Below are 21941 nucleotides of genomic sequence, written 5' to 3' on the forward strand. Positions count from 1 at the left end.
AGGGTTACTGACCATAATAGGCATTTTTACCGTGCTTGCGCAGGTAATGTTTATCCAACAGCATCTGCTGCATGTTCGCCAGCCCCGGTGTCAGTTGGCTCGAAAAAATCCCCATGTAGGCAATCTCTTCCAGCACCACCGCATTGTGCACTGCGTTTTCCGCATCCTTTCCCCAGGTAAAGGGTCCGTGTGAGTGCACCAGCACCGCCGGTATCGCCGCCGGATCCAACTGGCGTTCTGCAAAAGTTTCGACGATCACCCGGCCGGTTTCCCACTCGTAGCGGCCATTGATTTCCGCATTGTGCATCTGGCGGGTACAGGGGATGTCACCATAAAAATAATCGGCGTGGGTGGTGCCCCAGGCAGGAATATCCAGCCCCGCCTGTGCCCAGATGGTGGCATGCCGCGAATGAGTGTGAACAATCCCCCCGGCAGCGGCAAACTCCAGGTACAGCGCCCGGTGGGTATCGCTGTCCGATGACGGCTTTTTATTCCCCTCCACCACTTTGCCGCTTTCCAGCTCCACCACCACCATATCGTCACGGGTCATCAATGCATACTCTACCCCCGACGGCTTGATCACCATCACCCCCTCGCGGCGAGCAACAGCACTGACGTTACCCCAGGTGAATGTCACCAGATGATGGCGTGGCAAGGCCAGATTGGCCTCTAATACCTGCTGCTTGAGATCGTTAAGCATTTGTCTTTCCCGGTTAAGACTGTTGGGAATATTGTCGGTAGGCTGTCCCTTAGAGGGTATGGCGTAAATCGCTAAAGACCGCGTAGCCTTCGGCTGGAAACCGAGAACTGTGGGGCACAGAGGAAATAGCCTGCAAAAGGCGGGAAAATGGACTTTAGGACTATTTACCTATTTATCGTCAAGCAGAGGCTTATAGTGGATATTGGCAGAGAGAGCGCCTTTAGCTTTTCAATTGTTCTGCCTTTAACAAAAAATGCCATTTTTTATATCGATACGCTTTGGGAGCCAAGAGCAGGCCAAATTTAGGGTTCATGCCTATACTTATAGGGCACTCCCATAAGCCAATGCTAAGGAGAAGTCACTATGATGATTATCAATAAACGTTTCGCCACTGCCGCTCTGGCGCTTGCGCTGGCGTTTTCACTCAGCGCTTGTTCCAACATGTCCAAACGTGACCGTAACACCGCTATCGGTGCCGGTGCTGGGGCTGTGGGCGGCGCGGTGTTAACCGATGGTAGCGCACTGGGTACGCTCGGCGGAGCCGCCGTTGGGGGCATCATTGGTCATCAGGTAGGTAAATAACCTGACCGCCACTAGCCGACAGGCTGGCAAAAGCGTTTACGCTTTGACGTATTAACCATAATAAAGAATATTTCAGGTCTGTTTTACTTTTAGTCAATGGCATCATTGCCATTAACGGGTCAACGCCCGGCAGCATCACCCACTGCCATGCCGCAGCATTACACCGCGGCATGGCAATTTCCCTAGTGATTAACCGCCCGCCAGTTTGACCTTCATCCCTTTGGCTTCCAGCAGCTGTTTTAGCAAATCACGCTTATCACCCTGGATCTCAATCACGCCGTCCTTGAGCGAACCGCCACAGCCACACTTCTTCTTCAGTTCAGCCGCCAGTTTTTCCAGCCCCGCATCATCGAGATCAACACCAGAGATCAGACAAACGCCCTTCCCCTTGCGCCCACTGGTCTGGCGTTGAATACGCACGATGCCATCACCCTTGTCGCGCTGTGGCTTAACTTCTTCCTGCTTGATACGCCCGCTGTCGGTGGAATAAACCAGACGGCTGTTATCGTCCTTCATCAGTATCTCCTCAGGCCAGTGAAGCGCGAATGGCGCTCAGCGTAGCGGCAGGATCGGCAGATTGGGTGATCGGGCGCCCAATCACCATGTAGTCAACACCCACCGCCTGTGCCTGTACCGGCGTCATGATGCGGCGCTGATCGCCGGCATCGCTGCCTTCAGGACGGATACCCGGCGTAACCAGTTGGAACTGTTGGCCACAGGCTGCTTTCAGGCGCTCGGCCTCATGCGCAGAACAGACCACGCCGTCCAGTCCACAATCGCGGGTCAGACGCGCCAGACGTTCCGCCTGATCGGCCGGAGAAAGGTCGATGCCGATAGCCTGCAAATCCTCCGCCTCCATGCTTGTAAGCACGGTCACGGCGATCAACAACGGCGCCTGCGCGCCATAAGGCAGCAACGCCTCTTTGGCGGCGGTCATCATACGCGCACCTCCGCTGGCGTGGACGTTAACCATCCACACGCCCAGTTCAGCCGCCGCCGCGACCGCACGAGCGGTGGTGTTGGGAATATCGTGGAATTTCAAATCCAGGAATACGTCGAACCCGCGGGCGTGCAAGTCGCGCACCAGTTGCGGTCCAAACAGGGTGAACATTTCCTTACCCACTTTTAGCCGGCAGTCTTGCGGATCAATACGATCGGCAAATGCCAATGCTGCGCCAATATCTGCGTAATCAAGCGCAACGATGATCGGAGATGATTTTAAGTCATTGTTATTAATGTTATTTTCAGACTTCATTTCTTCTACCTTCTGTAAAATGGACATAACCAGGTAACAACCCGCCAAACTGACCGCCGCATTCTACATGCCAGCCGACAGAAATCCCAGCCGCAGCGCAGCCTGCAGTTAAGTAATGTTATCCCCAGGTTCGTCATCAAGCGTCAATATAGCCCCGATGCCATTAACCCTGGCTGCGTAAAGCGCCGTAAAGATGCGTAAATTGTTAATCAAATATTTTGAATTAGATATTCAGCATTATCAGATTTTAAATCTATATGGGTGCTTTATTATTCAACACATCGGAATCGAACGACTTCCAACCTAAATAAATAGACTGGAGTTTCTTATGAAAAACATCAAATATTTTGCAGCAGCAGCCGCTATCGCCATGACCTCTTTTGCTACCTTCGCCGCTGAGCCGGTAGACCTGCAGCAGGCCACCAGCCTGACCGCATCCGGTGTCGTCTCTGCAGGCCATGCCACCACTCTGAGCAGCCTGGAAGCCAAACTGGCTGCCAAAGCCAAAGCCCAGGGCGCCAGCAGCTACCGCATTATCTCTGCCGGTGGTAATAACATGCTAAGTGGCACCGCCGTCATCTACAAATAAGCACTCTGGTATAGAGCCCGGCACGCCGGGCTCTCCCTCAATTCCCCCGTCTTGTCGTTCATTACCCCTCGCTAATGTTACGGAAATATTAAATTTTTATTACACACTGGACTCTCACTCACGACTGGCTTAGCTTGAAGACAATCTTCCCGCAGAAAGGCTTCAAAATGAGCGAGATATCTACACTAACGATTAAAATCCCTCTGGAACTCAAAGAGAAAATTCGTGCCATTGCCGCCGATAACCAACTTTCTCTGAGCGCCGAGGTCTGTCAACGTCTTGAAAATAGCTTCGACTTACCGGCCAAGGGGGACAAAACCGCTAAAAAATCGGCGGAATTGCATCACGGTGAAATTGACAATCAGGGAATTGAAGAAGAAATCGAGCAGCCGCTGAACCAGAAAGAATTGAAGAAGCTGCGTCAGCTGCTGAAAGGCGGCGTCAAAGCCGGCAAGAAAAAATAAAGCGCTAACATAATAAAAACGGGACTATTTTAGCCCCGTTTTTATTGCAGATTATTGGCCATCCAGCCCTCGGATCGGTTTAACCGATGACCATGCCCGGCATGACGGGCAATGCCAATACAGCGAGTGTGCGGTAAATCCGCACTTATGGCAGCGATAACGCGGTTTGGTACGTATCTGTTCACCGACCATATCACGCAGTAACAACAGGCTTTCTTTCGCACGCCCATCTTCCGCATCTGCCAAGTGATAATCCATCAGGCGATAGAATACCCGCATCGTCGGGTGGCGCTGGAGCTGGCGGTTGATATACACCTGCACCACGTCACGCCCTTCATTCTGCTCAATAATTTCCGCCAGCATCAGCTCTGCGGTGGCACCGGTATTTTCTTCAACACAGCGTTTGAGGAAATCCGCCCAATCCTGTTGCTGTTCCAGATGCTGGTAACACTCATGCAGCATCGGCAAGGTTTCGCTCACCAGCTCTTTATCCTGGTTCAGCACACGCGTTAGCGATTCAACCGCCTTGGCGTATTCACCCTGCGCCATATAAATTCGGCCCACCATTATAGACACCCGGGCGCACTGTTTATCTGCCGAGGCCGCTTTTTTCAGCAAGCCCATCGCCTTATCGAGATCGTCACTGCCCATCGCCTGCAATGCCAGTTCGCAGTAGAAATGGGCGATCTCGATACGTTGTTTATCTTTACCCAATTTGACCAGTTTTTCCGCCACATCGATGGCTTTTTGCCAATCGCTGGTGGCCTGGTGGATCACCAACAGTTGCTGCAACGCGGAAATGCGGAAATCTTCTTCGCCGATTAACTGGCCAAACATATCTTCGGCGCGGTCGTACATGCCGGCGGCCATATAATCGCGGCCCAGCTGCTGCACGGCAAGCAGACGTTGCTCGAAGGTCAGGGAGGCGCTTTCCATCAGTGCCTGATGGATGCGGATTGCGCGGTCTACTTCGCCGCGCGAACGGAACAGGTTACCCAGCGTCAGGTGGGCTTCTACGGTATTGCTGTCCTCTTTCAGCATATCAAGGAAGAGATCGACCGCTTTATCCTGCTGGTTGGAAAGCAGGAAGTTAACCCCGGCCACATACTCACGCGACAGACGGTTGGCTTCCTGTTGTTTGTCCTGTTGAGCACTTCTGCGCCCCATGTACCAGCCGTACGCGGCAGCCACGGGCAACAACAGAAACAGCAGCTCTAACATAGAAGGTTATTCCTTGCTGACAACGGACGGAACTGCCGATTCAGCAGGTTGTTCAAGCTGCAGTTCCAACCTTTTGATTTTGCGTTCGGCTCGCCCCAACGCAATGCGGGTACGCAGATAAAACAGGCCACAAATGACCCAGCCGATAACAAAACCGGCGCCAAACAACGCCGCCAACAGGGTCGATACGCGATAGTCGCCCTGCGCAACCAGATAGTTAAAACTTACGACCTGATCGTTATGCGCGCCCAACGTGACAGAAATCACGAAAATCACCAGAACCAACAAAAAAATCAGCAAATATTTCACATTCTTTCCCGCGATGCCGAGTTAATCGGATGAATTATGCCAATACGTGGCTTCCCTAACCTTTAAGTTAGCATTTCCCATCGTGGCAGGGAAACCCTGCTGCACGATAAAACCACATATCTGCTGGCATATTCGACAGTAAACGACGCTCCCGACCAAATTAATGAGAAAGCTTCTCAAAATAATAGATTAATAAGGATGTGGGGGCATTAATAAGAATTGCAATGACAGGAAATGTAAGCGGTTAATGCGGTGCCATAGCGACACCGCATTAAGTGACGGCGTCACCTGGTTTTATCTTCCGAGGTTCTTTCCGCTATTTCCTGCTGCTCTTGCGGCGGTGGCGTTAAAGGGCCAAACCAGCGTTGGACCAACCAGCAAGCTATCGTCACCAACAGCCAACTGAGCAAGGTCGCCACAGCCAGATCCCGTGGCCAATGCATGCCCAGCATTAAGCGGCTGCCCATGACACCGATTGCCCACACCATCAAGACCGCTACGGTCTTGTAGTGGCGTCTTGGCCACAACAGCCCTACGCCCAATAGCGCCCAACTGGCGGCAAACATCGTGTGGCCGGAAGGGAACGCAAAGCCGGTCTCAAACTGCCAGTGCTCACGTAACCATACCGGTACCAGCGCTTGATCCTGAAGTTGCTCTTTCACCAATGCACCCCGCTCTTTACGTTTGAGCGAATAAAAGTACTTTTCATCAATCTGGTGGGCCGACTCCAACCACAGCACAAATGGCCGTGGCTCCTGCACGCGATCCTTGATCAACGACTTCACGCCCTGTCCGATCAGAATCGATGCGCTGAGCAGCACCAACAATCCAATGGCCGGTCTGATACGAAAACGCAGACACCACAAAAACCAGGCACCAAGAATAATACTGGTGAGGATCCCCCAGGGCGAAGTGACTGTTTCAGTCAGCCAGTACAGACCTTTCAGCAGTTTGCCGTCGCCACCCGGTTGCCATTGCCAGCCGGAAATCCATACCGCCAGCGGCATCAGCAACAGCACTAGTGCGCCTGCCGCCGTACGTTTTGCCATCTCAAACATTCCCATAGTCCTTTGCATAAGCCAATTTGCAGTGTAACAATCTTGCAATATTGATAACACTCGAAAAATTAAACAGATAAACGGCCTATTGCAATAATAGTTGGCTGAAAACGCCGGATGCTGATTTGCTAAGCACCTCAGGGCAAGAAGTTATGGCAAAATAGCCGATAATTAATGAAATGCCGATCATCGTTGCGCATTTAATACTGGTCAGCTAACTGACCCGGAAGTAGGATGCGCAACCATGATTGAATCGGAAGTATTTGTGGAGAGCAACATGCAGCTTAAACGGGTGGCAGAGGCCAAATTGCCAACACCTTGGGGCGATTTCCTGATGGTAGGATTCGAAGAACTGGCGACCGGGCACGATCATCTGGCACTGGTGTTCGGGGATATTTCTGGTGCAACACCGGTACTCTCACGGGTACATTCTGAGTGTCTGACCGGTGATGCCTTATTCAGCCTGCGCTGCGACTGCGGTTTTCAGTTGGAAGCCGCACTGGAGCATATCGCGGAAGAAGGTCGCGGTATCCTGCTCTACCATCGCCAGGAAGGTCGTAATATCGGTTTACTGAACAAGATCCGCGCTTATGCCCTGCAGGACAAGGGCGCTGATACGGTAGAAGCCAACCACCAGTTGGGTTTTGCTGCGGATGAACGTGATTTCACCTTGTGTGCGGATATGTTCAAACTGCTGGGCGTGGATGCGGTGCGTTTACTGACCAACAACCCGAAAAAGGTCGAGATCCTGACCGAAGCCGGTATCAACATTACCGAGCGTGTACCACTGATCGTCGGTCGCAACCCGAAGAACGAGCGTTACCTGGCCACCAAGGCTGCAAAAATGGGCCATTTGCTGGACCAAGAGTAATTTCCTTGCGGGGAAGAATCAGGGTGCCATGAAAGGCGCCCTTAGGTTGCTGACAAAGCAGGAAAAAGCGTGGTTTTTCCTGCTTTGTGGTGAGCAGCCGAAAATCAATAAATTGATTTTCCTGATTTTTGTTTATCGGCCTCTACTCGCTCTGGGCAGGAATGAGGTTTGTCATCAGTCTGAGGGCGCCATGAAAGGCGCCCTTTTTATTACAGCATTTTCCTGATCACGTAGTGCAGGATGCCGTCATTTTCATAGTAGGTCAGCTCATTGCCGGTATCGATACGGCAACGGGTATTAACCACTTCCTTACGCCCATCGGCATAAGTGATCAGCACAGGCACCACTTGCCCTGGTTTCAGCGTTTGTAACCCGCTGACGCTGATCTGCTCATCACCACTCAGCCCCAGGGTTTTGCGCGTCACACCTGCCGGGAACTCCAGCGGCAAAATGCCCATACCAATCAGGTTGGAACGATGAATACGCTCGAAGGACTCGGCAATCACCACGCGAACCCCCAACAGACGTGGCCCTTTCGCAGCCCAGTCACGGCTGGAACCGGAACCGTATTCTTTACCGGCTATCACCGCCAGCGGTACCTGCTCCTGCTGATACTGCATCGCAGCATCGTAGATCGACAACTGATTCTGTGACGGGATATGGCGGGTATAACCCCCTTCAACTCCCGGCACCATTTCGTTACGGATGCGGATGTTGGCAAAGGTGCCACGCATCATGACTTCATGGTTACCACGGCGTGAACCGTAGGAGTTGAAATCCAGCGCCGCAACGCCGTGATCGCTCAAATAGCGGCCTGCCGGGCTGTCGCGTTTGATGTTCCCTGCCGGTGAGATATGGTCGGTGGTCACCGAGTCGGCCAGAATTGCCAGGATGCGGGCGTCCTTGATGTCCTGCACCGGATCCGGCTGCACTTTCATGCTGCTGAAGAACGGTGGATGGCGAATATAGGTAGACTCCGCCTGCCATGGATAGGTGGCCGAACCGGCAACCTGAATCGACTGCCAGTTGGCGTCACCGTCAAATACCGCGCCGTATTCCTTATGGAACATCTCGGTACGCACTTCCTCGACTGCCAGGGCAATGTCCTGGCTGCTCGGCCAAATATCCTTCAGATAAACCGGCTGGCCGTCACGGCCTTCACCCAACGGCTCTTTGGTCAGATCAATCTTCATACTGCCGGCCAGTGCATAGGCAACCACCAGCGGTGGCGAGGCCAGCCAGTTGGTCTTCACCAGCGGATGAATTCGGCCCTCGAAGTTACGGTTGCCTGACAACACCGCACCTACGGTCAGATCGCCCTCTTTAATCGCCTGCTCAATAGGCTCAGGCAATGGCCCAGAGTTACCGATACAGGTGGTGCAGCCGTAACCCACCAGGTTAAACCCAAGTTCTTCCAGGTAGGGCGTCAGCTTGGCGCTGTCGAAATAGTCGGTTACCACTTTGGATCCCGGCGCCAACGAGGTTTTCACCCAGGGTTTGGTTCGCAGCCCTTTTTTCACCGCATTTTTCGCCAGCAGGCCGGCTGCCATCATTACGCTGGGGTTGGAAGTGTTGGTACAGGAGGTAATGGCGGCGATCACCACAGCGCCGTTATGCAGGTCGTGCTGCTGCCCATTAAGGGTGAAGGGCTTGAATTCGGATTTTCGTTGCTGATTGCTGATCTCCAGTTCGGTAGCGGCATTGAATGCCTTGGGCACCTCTGGCAGCGCCACGCGATCCTGCGGGCGCTTCGGCCCTGCCAGGCTGGCGACCACCGTCGACATATCCAGTGCCAGGGTACTGGTAAACACCGGTTCGTCGCCAGGATTACGCCACATGCCCTGCACTTTGGCGTAGGCTTCCACTAGCGCGATCTGCTCATCGCTGCGGCCACTCAGTTTCATATAGCCCAGCGTCACTTCGTCCACCGGGAAGAAGCCGCAGGTCGCGCCAAACTCCGGCGACATGTTGGCAATGGTCGCTCGGTCAGCCAGCGGCAAATCCGCCAGGCCATCCCCATAAAACTCGACAAACTTGCCCACGACTCCGTGCTTACGCAGCATCTGGGTGACGGTCAACACCAGGTCGGTAGCGGTAATGCCCTCACTGAGCTTACCGGTGAGTTTAAAGCCCACCACGTCCGGGATCAGCATCGACACTGGCTGGCCAAGCATCGCCGCTTCTGCTTCGATACCACCCACGCCCCAACCAAGAATGCCCAGGCCGTTAATCATGGTAGTGTGGGAGTCGGTGCCCACCAGCGTATCCGGATAGGCAATGCGCTGACCGTTTTCGTCGGTGTGCCACACCGTTTGGCCAAGATATTCCAGGTTAACCTGGTGACAAATACCGGTGCCCGGCGGCACTACGCGGAAACGGTTGAAAGCTTTCTGCCCCCAACGCAGGAAGGTATAGCGCTCGTGGTTGCGCTCCATTTCGATACGCACGTTTTCTTCAAACGCTTCATCATCACCGAACTCATCAACGGTGACCGAGTGGTCAATCACCAGATCGACCGGTGACAGCGGGTTAACCTGGTCAACATTGCCGCCCAATCGCTGCACTGCTTCACGCATCGCGGCCAGGTCCACCACCGCAGGCACGCCGGTAAAGTCCTGCATCAGTACGCGGGCCGGGCGGTAGGCAATCTCGCGGTCGGCATGGCCGGTCTGTAACCAGTCAACGATAGCTTTCAGGTCGTCAATCTGCACGGTGTCGCCATCCACATGGCGTAACAGGTTTTCCAACAGAACTTTCATTGATTTTGGCAGCCGGTCGATATCACCCAGCTGTCTCGCGGCCAGTGGCAGACTGTAATAGTGATACTCACTATTGAGCGCAACCAGCTTATCCATACTCGTTTCACGAAGATCGGACGACATAGCTCCTCCATTTCTTATTATGCATAAAACAGGGTAATCACTGAGGTCTTACTTAAAGATAACACAAAGATGATGTAACGTTTTGATAACAACTCGTTTTGATCATAACGATAGGCAGAAGTAATCAAGAATGGAGAAGTCGTTTTTTCCCAACGAGTTAGACATGGTCTGCACTGAGCACAGAAAAGCAAGGGAGTCATGTTCCCGCGTCGATAGCTATCTGTTAAGGTTCCTTTCCAGCCGTTCGATGAACAACTTGCGACTTACCGTGCAGCATTAGACGATAACGATTTATGGCCCAACGCCTTACTGATTACAGCGATATCCGCCCCATCTTCATATCCGATTGTAGGTTTAGATTTCCGCATGCTGTGAGTGGACAGGTTCAGCCCCAGCTTATACCCCGCGTGACTAATCTCCTCATGTAGTTTAGAACGGCTCACCGGCTTGCCTGTGGAGCTTTGGAGCTTTGGAGCTTTGGAGCTTTGGAGCTTTGGAGCTTTGGAGCTTTGGAGCTTTGGAGGGAATGTGTAGCTAGATGGGTAACGTGTCGACAACGCCGTAGCACTGTGCTCCAACGATAAGCGAAATGGGAAGGGTTGAATTCCCCTTCCCGTTGAGGCAAGCTCACCGCCTGTTTAGATCAACAGGATCGAAACAGGACACAAACAGGTGAGCGAACACCAGAGAATCGAAACCTTCGGTAAGTAATTGGTTTATCGGATTATTTCTCCGGCAGCTTGATGTCTTTAAACATCGCTTCAATCTCTTCGTTGGAACGCAGCGCAACGGCGCTATCGACCACATCGCGCGTCAGATGCGGAGCGAAGCGCTGGATGAAATCGTACATATAACTGCGCAGGAAGGTGCTACGGCGGAAACCGATTTTGGTGGTGCTGTAGGTGAAGATATCACGCGCATCCACCGTCACCAAATCTGGATCCTGAACCGGATCCACAGCCATGCTGGCAATCACCCCCACACCAAGCCCCAGGCGCACGTAAGTTTTAATAACATCGGCGTCGGTCGCGGTGAACACGATGCGTGGCGTCAGACCGGCGCGGTTAAACGCAGTATCCAACTCGGAACGGCCAGTGAAACCGAAGGTATAGGTGACGATCGGGTAAGCCGCCAACTCTTCAATGGTGATGTGGCTTTTACCGGCTAATGGATGATCGGGCTTTACTACCACCGCGCGATTCCAGTGGTAGCACGGCAGCATGATTAAATCGTCGTAGAGGTGCAGCGCTTCAGTGGCAATGGCAAAGTCTGCGGTACCTTTTGATACGGCTTCGGCGATTTGCGTCGGCGACCCCTGATGCATATGCAGCGAAACACGCGGATAACGCTCAATGAAGCCTTTAATCACGTTAGGTAGCGCGTAACGTGCCTGGGTGTGGGTAGTGGCTACATACAGTGAGCCTTTGTCCGGGTAGGTGTGCTCGCCGGCAACGGCTTTGATGGCATCTACTTTGGACAGGACTTCACGGGCGATCCGGATGATTTCCAGGCCTGCCGGAGTCACCTGAGTCAGGTGCTTACCGCTACGGGCGAAAATCTGGATGCCCAGTTCATCTTCCAGCATCCGCACCTGCTTGCTGATACCGGGTTGTGAAGTGTAAAGCCCTTCGGCCGTCGAGGAGACATTCAGGTTGTGGTTAACCACTTCCACGATGTAACGAAGCTGCTGCAATTTCATATCTTATACCATCCTAGGTTAAACACTGCGTTGAGCCGCAGCCAGGTATATCGGTGTCGCCCCGGTATGCTGAAAAGTAACAAGCCCTAAACCCCGCGTTTCACCCAGACGCTGAAGAAACCGCCGTTGTTAATAAGCTTTAATCATAAAAAAAAATTTTATATAACCACTATATCACGCTACAGCTTCAAGTATAGATCCACGTCACACTGTGGTAACGATTATTTTGCATTGCGATCAAAATGGAACCCTGGCCCCAGGAGGAAAAAAACAGCCAAGAATAGATCCGTTAGCCCTCTTTGGCCAATAAAAAAACCAGCCACATGGGCTGGTTTTTAATGTTGCATGCAGGCTGCAAATTTACTTTTTGCCTTCAACCCATTTGCCATCGATGTAGAAAGCGGACCAGCCGGTGGCTTTGCCGTCTTTCTCTGCAGAGACGTATTGCTGCTTGGTCTTGCGGCTGAAACGCACCAGCGTTTTGTTACCTTCTGCATCTGCCACCGGCGCATCGGCCAGATAACGCAGTTTTTCAGGCAGACGGTCCTTGAAGCGGGCCAATTCTTCCACCAAGGGCGCACGGGTTTCACGCGATTTAGGGAAGGTATTGGCCGCCAGGAACACACCGGCAGCGCCGTCACGCAGGACAAAGTAAGCGTCCGACTTTTCGCATGGCAGTTCCGGCAATGGAACCGGATCTTCCTTCGGCGGTGCAACATCACCATTACGCAGGATCTTACGGGTATTTTTGCAGCTCTCGTTGGTGCAACCCATGTACTTGCCGAAGCGCCCCATTTTCAGGTGCATTTCAGAGCCGCACTTATCGCACTCAACAACAGGACCGTCGTACCCTTTCAGGCGGAATTCACCCTCTTCGATCTCATAGCCGTCGCACGCCGGGTTGTTACCGCACACGTGCAGTTTGCGCTGGTTATCGATCAGGTAGCTGTCCATCGCCGTGCCGCATTTCTGGCAGCGACGCCGAGCACGCAACGCGTTGGTTTCCGCGTCATCCCCTTCGAGAATGTTGAGCACTTCCGTTTCCGGCACCAGGTTAATGGTGGTTTTACAACGTTCCTTCGGCGGCAATGCATAGCCGGAGCAACCCAGGAAAACGCCGGTGCTGGCAGTACGGATACCCATCTTACGACCGCAGGTTGGGCAATCGATGCTGGTCATCACCATCTGATTCGGGCGCATACCGCCTTCTTCCGGCTCTTTCTCGGCAGTTTCCAGCTGTTCGCTGAACTCGGCAAAGAACTCATCCAGCACCGCTTTCCACTCAGCCTGGTTGTTGGCTACCTGGTCCAGACCGTTTTCCATGCGTGCGGTGAAGTCATAGTTCATCAGCTCGCGGAAATTTTCTTCCAGACGATCGGTAACGATCTCACCCATTTTTTCAGCGTAGAAACGGCGGCTTTCGACTCTCACATAACCACGATCCTGAATGGTGGAAATGATCGAAGCGTAGGTCGATGGACGCCCGATACCCCGTTTTTCCAGCTCTTTTACCAATGACGCTTCACTAAAACGCGCTGGCGGCTTGGTAAAGTGCTGACTTGGGATCAGCTTCTGCAGTTCCAGATCGCTGCCTACTTCAACATACGGCAAGGTGCGGTCTTCATCACCCTTACGCAGAGCAGGCATCACTTTGGTCCAGCCATCGAAACGCAGCGTACGGCCTTTGGCACGCAGCTGGTAATCAGCGGCTTTCACCGACAGCGTGGTGGAGTCGTACTGCGCCGGCGTCATCTGACAGGCAACAAACTGTCGCCAAATCAGCTGATACAGTTTTTGCGCATCCGCTTCCATATCTTTCAACTGCTCGGCCAGCACGTTGACATCCGACGGACGGATGGCTTCGTGAGCTTCCTGCGAGTTTTCTTTGCTGCTGTACTGATTCGGTGCTTTCGGCAGGTACTTGTCGCCGAAGTTGTCACCGATGTAACCACGCACCATCTCGAGCGCATCCTGGCTCAGGTTGGTGGAGTCGGTACGCATATAGGTGATGTGACCAGCTTCATACAGGCGCTGAGCCATCATCATGGTTTTCTTCACGCCAAAGCTCAGACGGGTACTGGCCGCCTGCTGCAACGTAGAAGTAATATAAGGTGCACCCGGCTTGCTGCTGGTCGGCTTGTCTTCGCGATCCAGTACCGTATAACGGGCTTTTTCCAGCACTTTGAGTGCGGCGTGAGTCTGCTCACGGTTAACCGGTTTGAAGGGTTTGTCGTGGACATGCGTCACTTCCATCTGCAGCGCGGTATCACCCTTCGCCAACAGATCGGCGTGTAACTCCCAGTATTCTTCCGGCACGAAGGCTTTGATGTCGCGCTCACGCTCCACCACCAGTCGAACCGCAACGGATTGCACCCGCCCAGCGGACAAGCCACGGGCAATTTTTTTCCACAGCAGTGGCGAGACCATGTAACCCACAACGCGGTCCATAAAGCGACGCGCCTGCTGTGCGTTGACACGGTCGATATTCAGTTCGCCGGGCTGTTTGAACGCGTTTTGGATCGCGTTCTTGGTAATTTCGTTAAACACTACGCGGCTAAAGCGTTTGTCGTCACCACCGATAACTTCCCGCAGGTGCCAGGCAATGGCTTCCCCTTCGCGGTCAAGGTCGGTTGCGAGATAAATATGGTCGGCGTTTTCCGCTAACGACTTTAACTCGGCAACAACTTTTTCTTTACCCGGCAGGATTTCGTAATGTGCTTTCCAGCCATGGTAAGGATCGACGCCCATACGATTTACCAGCGCCGTCGTTGGATCTTTTTTAACTTTCTTCTTGGCTTTGTCTTCGGTTGAGTCAGCGCTCTTTTTGCCGGCTGAGCCACTGGTCGGCAAATCACGGATATGACCGACGCTGGACTTCACCACGTAGTCATTACCTAAATATTTATTAATAGTTTTGGCTTTTGCCGGGGACTCAACTATTACGAGAGCTTTACCCATATTTACCTTTACCTAATTTTATTTCTTCTAAAAAGAAGTCATTTATCTCGCCTTGCCGCAGCGATTCGTATCTCTTTTTTATATTGCGGCACTCTGGCAAGAGATCAACATGTTTTTTTCTATTGGCTGCTTAACTGCTCAACCTGAACGCAAGTTGTTGATCCTGGCCGCTATTCACCCATGCCCCAGAAGTATGGCTGTGTGAAACTCATTTATGGCGTAAACAAAACCTTCCACCCGACGCCGCAAAATCCCACACTGTACCTGATAAAAAGCGTCACGCAACCTAATTAGCACGGAAAGGCAGATTTCGCCAATCGGCAGATTGTGCTGGCCATCCAGACGGCAAATAACCCTTAGTCTGTTTGCGGATAAATGCGAACTGGCGTTAGAATATGTGCAGAATTTTTCATTGGAGTGTAATAAATGCGCACTGAAACCTCACCTATTGCCCGTGAAGCCCTGCTGGAAGAAGCCAATAATCTAATTCGTCAGCATGATGATTATCTGCAAGGTATGGTTGCCACAGATGTTGAACAAAAAGGCAGCGTTTTAGTTTTCCGCGGTGAATTCTTTTTGGATCCGGATGGATTGCCAACAATAAAAACTACCGCAGTATTTAATATGTTTAAACACTTGGCCCACGTGTTTTCTGATAAATATCATTTAGTCGACTAAGCATTAAAAAGGGGGTGTTAGCCCCCCTTGATGTTTAATCATCCGGTTTAAAACAGTGGCTTTTCACCACGCTGCCACCAGCGTAACAGCAGACGATCGACACTTTCTGCCGCACTGCCGGTAAAACGATCCATCATGCGTTTGCGACGTGCATAGCGCACCCCGACCACCTCGTGATTCTCCATTTCAGCGATCAGTAAATCATCACTGGTGCCAATGGCGTCAATCAGTCCTTTCTCTTTTGCCTGGGTACCGAACCAATGTTCACCGGTCGCCACGCTGTCGATATCCAGCGATGGACGTTGCTGATGCACAAACTGTTTAAACAACTCATGGGTGTCGTTCAGATCTTCACGGAATTTCTCACGCCCCTGCTCAGTATTTTCACCAAACAACGTCAGCGTGCGTTTGAACTCACCGGCAGTGTGCAGCTCTACATCAATATCGTTCTTTTTCAGCAGGCGGTGAAAGTTGGGGATTTGCGCCACGACGCCGATTGAGCCGATGATGGCAAAGGGAGCCGCAACAATGCGATCCGCCACGCAGGCCATCATATAGCCCCCGCTGGCCGCCACTTTGTCTACCGCTACCGTCAGGCGAATACCGCCGGTGCGTAAACGTGCCAGTTGCGATGACGCCAGGCCGTAACCGTGTACCACCCCACCCGGGCTTTCCAACCGCAGCAACACTTCGTCTTGCGGCGTCGCCACCGCCAGCACCGCCGAGATTTCCTCACGCAGAGAGGCCACCTCATGGGCATCCATGCTGCCTTTGAAATCCAGCACGTACAAGCAAGGCTTGGTGGCTTCAACCGCACCGGCTTTAGCGCGTTGTTTCTTCAGTTTATCGTCGGCCTTGGTCTGTTTTTTAAACTGCTTGTTCCAGGCCTTTTGTTCCGCATCGCCCATGCGCGCCAGGCGCATATCACGCTGCATGTCCCGATACTGCTCGCCGAGGTCTGTCAGCTGCAGTTCCCCTTTCTGGCGGTTCTTACGTTGCCCCAGGCTGACCGCCAGCAACGCCAGCGCGGCGATGGCAATCACTACCGTCGCGACTTTGGCCAAAAACAGGCCGTAAACAGATATAAACTCCACAGATTCCGCCTTTATTAACAGGTTGTTAGTATGATCTCATTCATTCTAGCCAACCGACGCAGTGGCTGTCGCGGCTAAATAAAAATTCCTTGTGATACCTCTTTACTATGTGGGCGCACTGGGGCTTAACCAAGCTGCTGCTGTTCCATTTTTGTTACAAAAGAATGCCGATTCTGCAGCCTAATCATTGAAAATACGATCCATTTAAGGCATATAACACGGATTATTCATCAACATGATGAGCCAAATTCGCTGTGGGGCCTGCATGCGGTCGAGCCTTAGCTCCTGTTATGGCCTCTCAACCCACTCCGCTCCCCGATACAAGCGGGAGACCAGCCACCAAGGCGCGAGGAATTATTGTGCATTACCAACCTAAACAAGATTTGCTGGAAAAACGTATTATTTTGGTCACAGGTGCCGGTGATGGCATCGGTCGCGAAGCGGCACTCACTTACGCCAAGTTCGGCGCGCAACTGGTGCTGTTAGGCCGAACCGAAAGCAAACTGCAGGCGGTGCAAGCCGAAATCGCCAAACTCAGCAGTGCGCCAACCTACATCATCACGCTGGATCTGCTGCATACCACTCAGGAACAATGCCAACAGGTAGCCGATAAATTGGCTACTCATGTCCCCCGCCTCGACGGTGTGCTGCATAATGCCGGACTGCTGGGCGATATCGCCCCGATGGCCGAACTGTCGATGGAGATGTGGAACGAGGTGATGCAGGTGAACGTCAACGCGACCTTGATGCTCACCCAGGCGCTGTTGCCGCTGCTATTGAAATCCAATGCCGGATCGCTGGTATTTACCAGCTCCAGCGTAGGCCGTAGTGGGCGCGCTAACTGGGGGGCCTATGCGGTGTCCAAGTTCGCCACAGAGGGCATGATGCAGGTGTTGGCCGATGAATATAAAAGTCGCAATCTTCGGGTAAATTGCATCAATCCTGGTGGAACGCGCACTCAAATGCGCGCAACTGCATTCCCGCATGAAGACAAAAGCAAGCTGAAAACCCCGACGGATATTATGCCGCTTTACCTCTATCTGATGGGCGATGACAGCCGCCGTAAAACCGGCATGAGCTTCGACGCCCAGCCAAACCGTAAACCCGGCGCCGCCGAATAAAAGGGGCTTTACCATGGCTGAAGATCGCCACCAACAACGTCAGCAGCGCCTGAAAGAACAGGTCGATGCCCGTATCGCTGCCGCCCAGGACGCACGGGGTTTGCTGCTGGTCTTCACCGGCAATGGCAAGGGCAAAACCACCGCCGCATTTGGCACCGTTACTCGCGCCGTCGGCCACGGAATGAAAGCCGCCGTTATTCAATTTATCAAGGGTGAATGGCCAAACGGGGAAAAAAACCTGTTGCAGCAACATGGCGTTGAATTTCAGGTAATGGCTACCGGATTTACCTGGGAAACCCAGGATAAAGCCAGCGATACCGCAGCTTGTCAGAGCGTATGGCAACACGGCAAGCGCATGCTGGCCGACAGCAGCCTGCATCTGGTGCTGCTGGACGAACTGACCTATATGGTCAGCTACGGCTATCTTGAGCTGGATGAGCTGCTGGAGGCATTACAACAACGTCCCGCGCACCAAACGGTGATTATCACCGGGCGAGGATGCCATCGGGAGCTGTTGGAACTGGCGGATACGGTCACGGAAATGCGGCCGGTGAAACATGCGTTTGACGCAGGTATCAAGGCACAGCAGGGAATTGACTGGTAACAGGACGAAAACGCCGCAGCCCGAAGAGGGTTGCGGCGTGATGATTAACTGCGCTTGCTTGGTTTACCAGGCTTGCTGCCTGCCGTGCTGCGGCGACCGCTGCCGGCAACCTGGGTATGGCGCTTGACGGCACGGCGGATCTGATTGGCTTTCACGCGGCGACGTTCGCGCTCAATCGGCATCTTGCTAACGGTTTCCGGCTTCAATTCAACCAGTTCACGCAGATAGTTAATCGCCGGCAAATCCAGTTCAGTCCAGCCACCACGCGGCAGGCCTTTTGGCAGATCGATATCACCGTAGCGTACACGGATCAGGCGACTAACCTGAACGCCAACCGCTTCCCAAAGACGACGAACTTCACGGTTACGCCCTTCGGTCAGGGTCACGTTGTACCACTGGTTGATGCCTTCGCCACCCTGGAAGCTGATGGTGCGGAAAGCGGCCGGGCCGTCTTCCAGTTGAACGCCCTTGCTCAGTTGCTTGATTTTTTCGTCATCAATCTGACCAAAAACACGCACCGCATATTCACGCTCAACTTCACGGCTTGGGTGCATCAGGCGGTTCGCCAGTTCACCGTCGGTGGTGAACAGCAGCAAGCCTGAGGTATTGACGTCCAGGCGCCCTACTGCCACCCAGCGTGAGCCACGCAGCTTAGGCAGGCGGTCAAACACCGTCGGGCGGCCTTCAGGATCGCTACGGGTGCAGAGTTCACCTTCCGGCTTGTAATACGCCAGCACACGGCAAACTTCTTCCTCGGATTCTTTAATCGAGACAACGTGACCATCCAAACGGATTTTCATTGAAGCGGTCACTTCAACGCGATCACCTAGTTTGGCGACTTTACCGTCGACGCTGACGCGGCCGGCTTCAATAATGGTTTCGATTTCACGACGCGAACCATGGCCGGCGCGCGCTAAAACTTTCTGTAACTTCTCGCTCATTGAGCAACCTCTAGTGTCGCCTTCACAGGCGTCGGGGGGATGACTGCTGCGGCGTCAGGCGCCACAGCAGTAACAATACGTTTACATAGATCGAACCGCACATTATACAGGCTTTCTATGGGGTTGAAACCCACTTTATTGCGGGTCGATTATCGAAATATCAGCACGCGAGGGTAAAACAGGCACGGAGCCGTTTAGATTAATAACCGCGGTCGATTAATTATCGAGGAAATTGACGACCTCGCGATACACCACCTCCGGCTGTTCGAGAATACCAAGATGGGTACGAGCATGCTCCAGCCGCGCCACCGAGAAGAAAGGATGGTTAGCAGCAAATGCCTGTTGTTGACGCAGGTTATCTTCGTCACGATCCAGTGAATAAATATGCCGACAAGCTGGAGGGGAGCTTAATTCGCTCAACCGGTTAAGCGGCGAGGAATATTGCCGATAGGCTTGTTCAATAGCAACGTCAGTGGGCCTGAACCGGAATCGTGATAATCGAGAGAAAGAGTGCCATGGCGAAACGCTGTCATTTTGTCTCCTAAACGTCCTGCCCCTAAATCAAACAGGGGCTTGTGTGCTAGGGGTAAAATGACAGCGTTTATCGAGCTCATCTATGGAAAATGGTGCTAACAAACAGGCTTCGCACCTAATGAAATAATACGCACTAAACGAACAATTTTAATGACGTTCGCATGGATAGGCGGAGGTTAACGCCAGCATAATCACCGAAGGTGCTGAATAGTGCAGTTGTTCCGGGTGTTCATTTAAATACTGCATGACCGCATCCGATGCCATGCCAACGCTCATACCGGCATCCGGGCAAATATTGCGGTTGCCTTGCATCGTAAAGGTATCGAATACTCCAGCCACATAGCCCATAAACAACCCGCCATCGAGCGCTTCGGCAACGGTGGCTGCCCCATCTTTATTTTTCACATAGCCGCTGGTCTCAGACAGCAAGGCGCTGCCAGAATAAAAACCTGCACTGGCCGCAGAGGAAAACAATATGGCGGCTAAAAGAGAAACGCGTTTAATCATCGCTATGCATCCTGCCTGATTATCAATTTTTGATATTGTAGAATAGCTGCTTTAACCCTAAATGACGCTGTCTCAGCCACTTTTCAGAATAATGAGCAAAAATCCCGGCAATGAATCAGCGAAAAGGCGCTGGATCGCCCGCGCCCTCGCGCACTACTTCCGGCGCGGATTCGGTCAGATCGATGACTGTAGTTGGCTGCTGGCCCAGGAAGCCGCCGTGGATCACCAGATCCACCTGCTTACCCAGATGATCGCTAATCTCTTCCGGATCGGATTCGGCAAAATCATTGCCCGGCAACATCAACGTGGTCGACATCATCGGCTCGTTTAAGACTTCCAGTAACGCCAACGCAATCGGGTTAGACGGCACACGCAACCCTATGGTTTTACGTTTGTCGTTCATCAAACGACGCGGCACTTCTTTGGTCGCTTTCAGAATGAAAGTGTAGTTGCCGGGGGTGTTGTTCTTGATCAGTCTGAACGCGGTATTGTCGACATAAGCGTAGGTCGACAGCTCGGACAGGTCGCGACACATCAGCGTAAAGTTATGATTGCCGTCCAATTGACGGATGCGGCAGATACGTTCCATTGCCGACTTCTCTTCCAGCTTGCAACCCAGTGCGTAACCTGAATCTGTGGGATAGACGATCACCCCGCCCTTACGCAGCACATCCACAGCCTGATTAACCAGGCGCGGTTGCGGATTGTCGGGATGAATATAAAAAAGCTGACTCATGACTTGCTCCTAAAAATGATGCACGCGGGCGGCGTCACCCACGTTAAATCAATCGATCTTGGCCAGTTGTGGCTGCGGCCAGTCACGCCACACGGGTTCAACACCACCGGGTAACCACAGTTTGCGGCCCAGTTCGATCCACGAGCAGGGTTGATGGAAATCAGAACCCTGCGATGCCAGTAATTGATATTCTTGCGCATACTTTGCCAGTTGCGAGCGCTCATGCGGTGCCTGCTGACACTGCGCAACTTCCATGGCATCACCGCCATGTTCAGCAAAGTGCGCCAGCAACCGCTTCAGCCATTTGGCCGTCAGATCGTAACGACCCGGATGAGCGATCACCGCCTGGCCACCGGATTGATGAATCACATCAATGGCTTGTTCTATTGTACACCACTGTGGCGGAACGTAACCGGTTTTGCCTTTGGCCAGGTATTTCTTGAACACCTGAGCCATATTATCGGCCATGCCGATCTGCACCAGATAACGGGCAAAGTGGCCACGGGTCACTGCACCACCGTCCGCCAGCTTTTGCGCACCTTCAAAAGCACCGTCGATACGCGCTTTAGCCAGCCGCACGCCTATTTCCTGAGCACGCAAGTTACGGCGTTCGGTCTGTTCGGCCAACAGTTGCACCATCGCCGGGTGTTCGGCCTCAATCCCGAGGCCCACGATATGAATCTCGTGATTTTCCCACAGCGTGGAGATCTCCACCCCGTTAACCAGCTGCAACGGCAGCGACAATTCAGCAATGGTGGCGGCCGCAGCGGCCAGGCCGGAGGTGGTGTCATGATCGGTAATCGCCAATACACCCACCCGCATTTCAACCGCTCGCTGCACCAACTGCGTCGGCGTCAAATAGCCGTCAGAGGCAGTGGTGTGGCTGTGTAAGTCGTAGAGAGTAAAGGCGGAGGGCTGGGGGCTGCTGTCTGTCAAAAGGAATATCCGGCAATGGCTTGGCCTTCTATCATACCCGCGATCGCCCACCGGACGGAAATCTATTCTGGGTCACGGCCCCTTCCCCTTGATGAAAACAATTCACGCCTGGTGCTAAAACATTGTGCGAAAAGAGGGTTGACTTTGTTCCTGCGAACCAGTTAACTAGTACACAAGTTCAGGGCAGTTCCCTGGTTGGATG

General features: G+C 52.9%; 24 protein-coding genes. 8 read left to right on the forward strand and 16 right to left on the reverse strand.

Annotation, left to right across the window (positions count from 1 at the left end; translation table 11 throughout):
- Positions 1-4 precede the first annotated feature (4 nt).
- Complete coding sequence (gene araD, locus ACUTSU_RS02575; RefSeq protein ID WP_445651674.1) at positions 5-700, reverse strand: L-ribulose-5-phosphate 4-epimerase; 696 nt, start codon at positions 698-700, stop codon at positions 5-7.
- Between the two features lie 363 nt (positions 701-1063).
- Here araD and osmB point away from each other — a divergent pair, with 363 nt between their 5' ends.
- Complete coding sequence (osmB, locus tag ACUTSU_RS02580) at positions 1064-1282, forward strand: osmotically-inducible lipoprotein OsmB (RefSeq protein ID WP_445651675.1); 219 nt, start codon at positions 1064-1066, stop codon at positions 1280-1282.
- Positions 1283-1471: 189 nt separating this feature from the next.
- Here osmB and yciH read toward each other — a convergent pair whose 3' ends face one another.
- Together yciH and pyrF are read right to left on the reverse strand one after the other, a co-directional pair.
- Positions 1472-1798, reverse strand: a complete 327-nt coding sequence (gene yciH / locus ACUTSU_RS02585) for a stress response translation initiation inhibitor YciH (RefSeq protein ID WP_445651676.1) — start codon at positions 1796-1798, stop codon at positions 1472-1474.
- A gap of 10 nt (positions 1799-1808) precedes the next feature.
- Positions 1809-2537 (reverse strand): orotidine-5'-phosphate decarboxylase, encoded by a 729-nt coding sequence (gene pyrF, locus ACUTSU_RS02590; protein ID WP_445651677.1) that lies wholly within the window; start codon positions 2535-2537, stop codon positions 1809-1811.
- A 328-nt stretch (positions 2538-2865) separates the two neighbouring features.
- On the opposite strand from pyrF, the gene bhsA reads away from it, so the two are divergent.
- The gene (gene bhsA / locus ACUTSU_RS02595; RefSeq protein WP_445651678.1) at positions 2866-3126 is read left to right on the forward strand and encodes a multiple stress resistance protein BhsA; all 261 of its coding nucleotides are present in this window, start codon (positions 2866-2868) and stop codon (positions 3124-3126) included.
- Positions 3127-3293: 167 nt separating this feature from the next.
- On the forward strand, positions 3294-3590 hold the full coding sequence (locus ACUTSU_RS02600; RefSeq protein WP_445653733.1) for an Arc family DNA-binding protein: 297 nt from the start codon (positions 3294-3296) through the stop codon (positions 3588-3590).
- A gap of 51 nt (positions 3591-3641) precedes the next feature.
- Here ACUTSU_RS02600 and lapB read toward each other — a convergent pair whose 3' ends face one another.
- The 3 genes from lapB to pgpB all read right to left on the reverse strand — a co-directional run bounded on the left by lapB (position 3642) and on the right by pgpB (position 6178).
- A complete protein-coding gene (lapB, locus tag ACUTSU_RS02605) occupies positions 3642-4811 on the reverse strand; it encodes a lipopolysaccharide assembly protein LapB (protein WP_112362439.1) in 1170 nt (389 codons plus the stop codon).
- A 6-nt stretch (positions 4812-4817) separates the two neighbouring features.
- Positions 4818-5120 (reverse strand): LapA family protein, encoded by a 303-nt coding sequence (locus ACUTSU_RS02610; protein WP_261093700.1) that lies wholly within the window; start codon positions 5118-5120, stop codon positions 4818-4820.
- A 284-nt stretch (positions 5121-5404) separates the two neighbouring features.
- Positions 5405-6178, reverse strand: coding sequence for a phosphatidylglycerophosphatase B (gene pgpB, locus ACUTSU_RS02615; protein ID WP_445653734.1), 774 nt, complete (start codon positions 6176-6178; stop codon positions 5405-5407).
- Positions 6179-6455: 277 nt separating this feature from the next.
- Here pgpB and ribA point away from each other — a divergent pair, with 277 nt between their 5' ends.
- Together ribA and ACUTSU_RS02625 are read left to right on the forward strand one after the other, a co-directional pair.
- Positions 6456-7049, forward strand: a complete 594-nt coding sequence (gene ribA / locus ACUTSU_RS02620; RefSeq protein ID WP_012145380.1) for a GTP cyclohydrolase II — start codon at positions 6456-6458, stop codon at positions 7047-7049.
- A 28-nt stretch (positions 7050-7077) separates the two neighbouring features.
- On the forward strand, positions 7078-7275 hold the full coding sequence (locus tag ACUTSU_RS02625; protein ID WP_445653773.1) for a hypothetical protein: 198 nt from the start codon (positions 7078-7080) through the stop codon (positions 7273-7275).
- Here the strand turns inward: ACUTSU_RS02625 and acnA are convergent.
- From acnA to topA, 4 genes are all read right to left on the reverse strand, one after another.
- The gene (gene acnA, locus ACUTSU_RS02630; protein ID WP_445650730.1) at positions 7259-9931 is read right to left on the reverse strand and encodes an aconitate hydratase AcnA; all 2673 of its coding nucleotides are present in this window, start codon (positions 9929-9931) and stop codon (positions 7259-7261) included. The two genes, ACUTSU_RS02625 and acnA, sit on opposite strands and share 17 nt — an antisense overlap.
- Positions 9932-10194: 263 nt before the next feature.
- A complete protein-coding gene (locus tag ACUTSU_RS02635) occupies positions 10195-10509 on the reverse strand; it encodes a tyrosine-type recombinase/integrase (protein WP_445653735.1) in 315 nt (104 codons plus the stop codon).
- Positions 10510-10655: 146 nt separating this feature from the next.
- Complete coding sequence (cysB, locus tag ACUTSU_RS02640) at positions 10656-11630, reverse strand: HTH-type transcriptional regulator CysB (RefSeq protein WP_012145383.1); 975 nt, start codon at positions 11628-11630, stop codon at positions 10656-10658.
- A 360-nt stretch (positions 11631-11990) separates the two neighbouring features.
- A complete protein-coding gene (gene topA, locus ACUTSU_RS02645; protein ID WP_445650729.1) occupies positions 11991-14588 on the reverse strand; it encodes a type I DNA topoisomerase in 2598 nt (865 codons plus the stop codon).
- A gap of 426 nt (positions 14589-15014) precedes the next feature.
- On the opposite strand from topA, the gene ACUTSU_RS02650 reads away from it, so the two are divergent.
- Entirely contained in the window at positions 15015-15266 is a 252-nt protein-coding gene (locus ACUTSU_RS02650; RefSeq protein WP_135316794.1) for a YciN family protein, read from the forward strand.
- A gap of 47 nt (positions 15267-15313) precedes the next feature.
- Here ACUTSU_RS02650 and sohB read toward each other — a convergent pair whose 3' ends face one another.
- Positions 15314-16360, reverse strand: coding sequence for a protease SohB (gene sohB, locus ACUTSU_RS02655; RefSeq protein ID WP_445650728.1), 1047 nt, complete (start codon positions 16358-16360; stop codon positions 15314-15316).
- Positions 16361-16719: 359 nt separating this feature from the next.
- Between sohB and ACUTSU_RS02660 the strand changes: the two genes are divergently transcribed.
- Together ACUTSU_RS02660 and cobO are read left to right on the forward strand one after the other, a co-directional pair.
- Positions 16720-17481, forward strand: coding sequence for a YciK family oxidoreductase (locus tag ACUTSU_RS02660; RefSeq protein WP_445650727.1), 762 nt, complete (start codon positions 16720-16722; stop codon positions 17479-17481).
- Positions 17482-17494: 13 nt separating this feature from the next.
- Positions 17495-18085 carry a cob(I)yrinic acid a,c-diamide adenosyltransferase gene (gene cobO, locus ACUTSU_RS02665; RefSeq protein WP_445650726.1) on the forward strand — a complete coding sequence of 197 codons (591 nt, stop codon included), beginning with the start codon at positions 17495-17497 and terminating at the stop codon, positions 18083-18085.
- A 44-nt stretch (positions 18086-18129) separates the two neighbouring features.
- Here the strand turns inward: cobO and rluB are convergent, their stop codons facing one another.
- From rluB to rnm, 5 genes are all read right to left on the reverse strand, one after another.
- On the reverse strand, positions 18130-19026 hold the full coding sequence (rluB, locus tag ACUTSU_RS02670; RefSeq protein ID WP_135316797.1) for a 23S rRNA pseudouridine(2605) synthase RluB: 897 nt from the start codon (positions 19024-19026) through the stop codon (positions 18130-18132).
- 216 nt (positions 19027-19242) lie between these two features.
- Complete coding sequence (locus ACUTSU_RS02675) at positions 19243-19446, reverse strand: hypothetical protein (RefSeq protein WP_445653736.1); 204 nt, start codon at positions 19444-19446, stop codon at positions 19243-19245.
- 261 nt (positions 19447-19707) lie between these two features.
- Positions 19708-20067 carry a Rap1a/Tai family immunity protein gene (locus ACUTSU_RS02680; RefSeq protein WP_135316798.1) on the reverse strand — a complete coding sequence of 120 codons (360 nt, stop codon included), beginning with the start codon at positions 20065-20067 and terminating at the stop codon, positions 19708-19710.
- Between the two features lie 115 nt (positions 20068-20182).
- On the reverse strand, positions 20183-20803 hold the full coding sequence (locus tag ACUTSU_RS02685; RefSeq protein WP_445650724.1) for an L-threonylcarbamoyladenylate synthase: 621 nt from the start codon (positions 20801-20803) through the stop codon (positions 20183-20185).
- 48 nt (positions 20804-20851) lie between these two features.
- On the reverse strand, positions 20852-21739 hold the full coding sequence (gene rnm, locus ACUTSU_RS02690; RefSeq protein ID WP_445650723.1) for an RNase RNM: 888 nt from the start codon (positions 21737-21739) through the stop codon (positions 20852-20854).
- Positions 21740-21941: the final 202 nt, after the last annotated feature.

The sequence above is a fragment of the Serratia sp. NA_13 genome, from assembly GCF_052691735.1.

Excerpts from the sequence above, each read along its gene's own strand:
- araD (WP_445651674.1), bottom strand. The coding sequence starts at position 700 with ATGCTTAACGATCTCAAGCAGCAGGTATTAGAGGCCAATCTGGCCTTG.
- osmB (WP_445651675.1), top strand. The coding sequence starts at position 1,064 with ATGATGATTATCAATAAACGTTTCGCCACTGCCGCTCTGGCGCTTGCG.
- yciH (WP_445651676.1), bottom strand. The coding sequence starts at position 1,798 with ATGAAGGACGATAACAGCCGTCTGGTTTATTCCACCGACAGCGGGCGT.
- pyrF (WP_445651677.1), bottom strand. The coding sequence starts at position 2,537 with ATGAAGTCTGAAAATAACATTAATAACAATGACTTAAAATCATCTCCG.
- bhsA (WP_445651678.1), top strand. The coding sequence starts at position 2,866 with ATGAAAAACATCAAATATTTTGCAGCAGCAGCCGCTATCGCCATGACC.
- ACUTSU_RS02600 (WP_445653733.1), top strand. The coding sequence starts at position 3,294 with ATGAGCGAGATATCTACACTAACGATTAAAATCCCTCTGGAACTCAAA.
- lapB (WP_112362439.1), bottom strand. The coding sequence starts at position 4,811 with ATGTTAGAGCTGCTGTTTCTGTTGTTGCCCGTGGCTGCCGCGTACGGC.
- pgpB (WP_445653734.1), bottom strand. The coding sequence starts at position 6,178 with ATGTTTGAGATGGCAAAACGTACGGCGGCAGGCGCACTAGTGCTGTTG.
- ribA (WP_012145380.1), top strand. The coding sequence starts at position 6,456 with ATGCAGCTTAAACGGGTGGCAGAGGCCAAATTGCCAACACCTTGGGGC.
- ACUTSU_RS02625 (WP_445653773.1), top strand. The coding sequence starts at position 7,078 with ATGAAAGGCGCCCTTAGGTTGCTGACAAAGCAGGAAAAAGCGTGGTTT.
- acnA (WP_445650730.1), bottom strand. The coding sequence starts at position 9,931 with ATGTCGTCCGATCTTCGTGAAACGAGTATGGATAAGCTGGTTGCGCTC.
- cysB (WP_012145383.1), bottom strand. The coding sequence starts at position 11,630 with ATGAAATTGCAGCAGCTTCGTTACATCGTGGAAGTGGTTAACCACAAC.
- topA (WP_445650729.1), bottom strand. The coding sequence starts at position 14,588 with ATGGGTAAAGCTCTCGTAATAGTTGAGTCCCCGGCAAAAGCCAAAACT.
- ACUTSU_RS02650 (WP_135316794.1), top strand. The coding sequence starts at position 15,015 with ATGCGCACTGAAACCTCACCTATTGCCCGTGAAGCCCTGCTGGAAGAA.
- cobO (WP_445650726.1), top strand. The coding sequence starts at position 17,495 with ATGGCTGAAGATCGCCACCAACAACGTCAGCAGCGCCTGAAAGAACAG.
- rluB (WP_135316797.1), bottom strand. The coding sequence starts at position 19,026 with ATGAGCGAGAAGTTACAGAAAGTTTTAGCGCGCGCCGGCCATGGTTCG.
- ACUTSU_RS02680 (WP_135316798.1), bottom strand. The coding sequence starts at position 20,067 with ATGATTAAACGCGTTTCTCTTTTAGCCGCCATATTGTTTTCCTCTGCG.
- ACUTSU_RS02685 (WP_445650724.1), bottom strand. The coding sequence starts at position 20,803 with ATGAGTCAGCTTTTTTATATTCATCCCGACAATCCGCAACCGCGCCTG.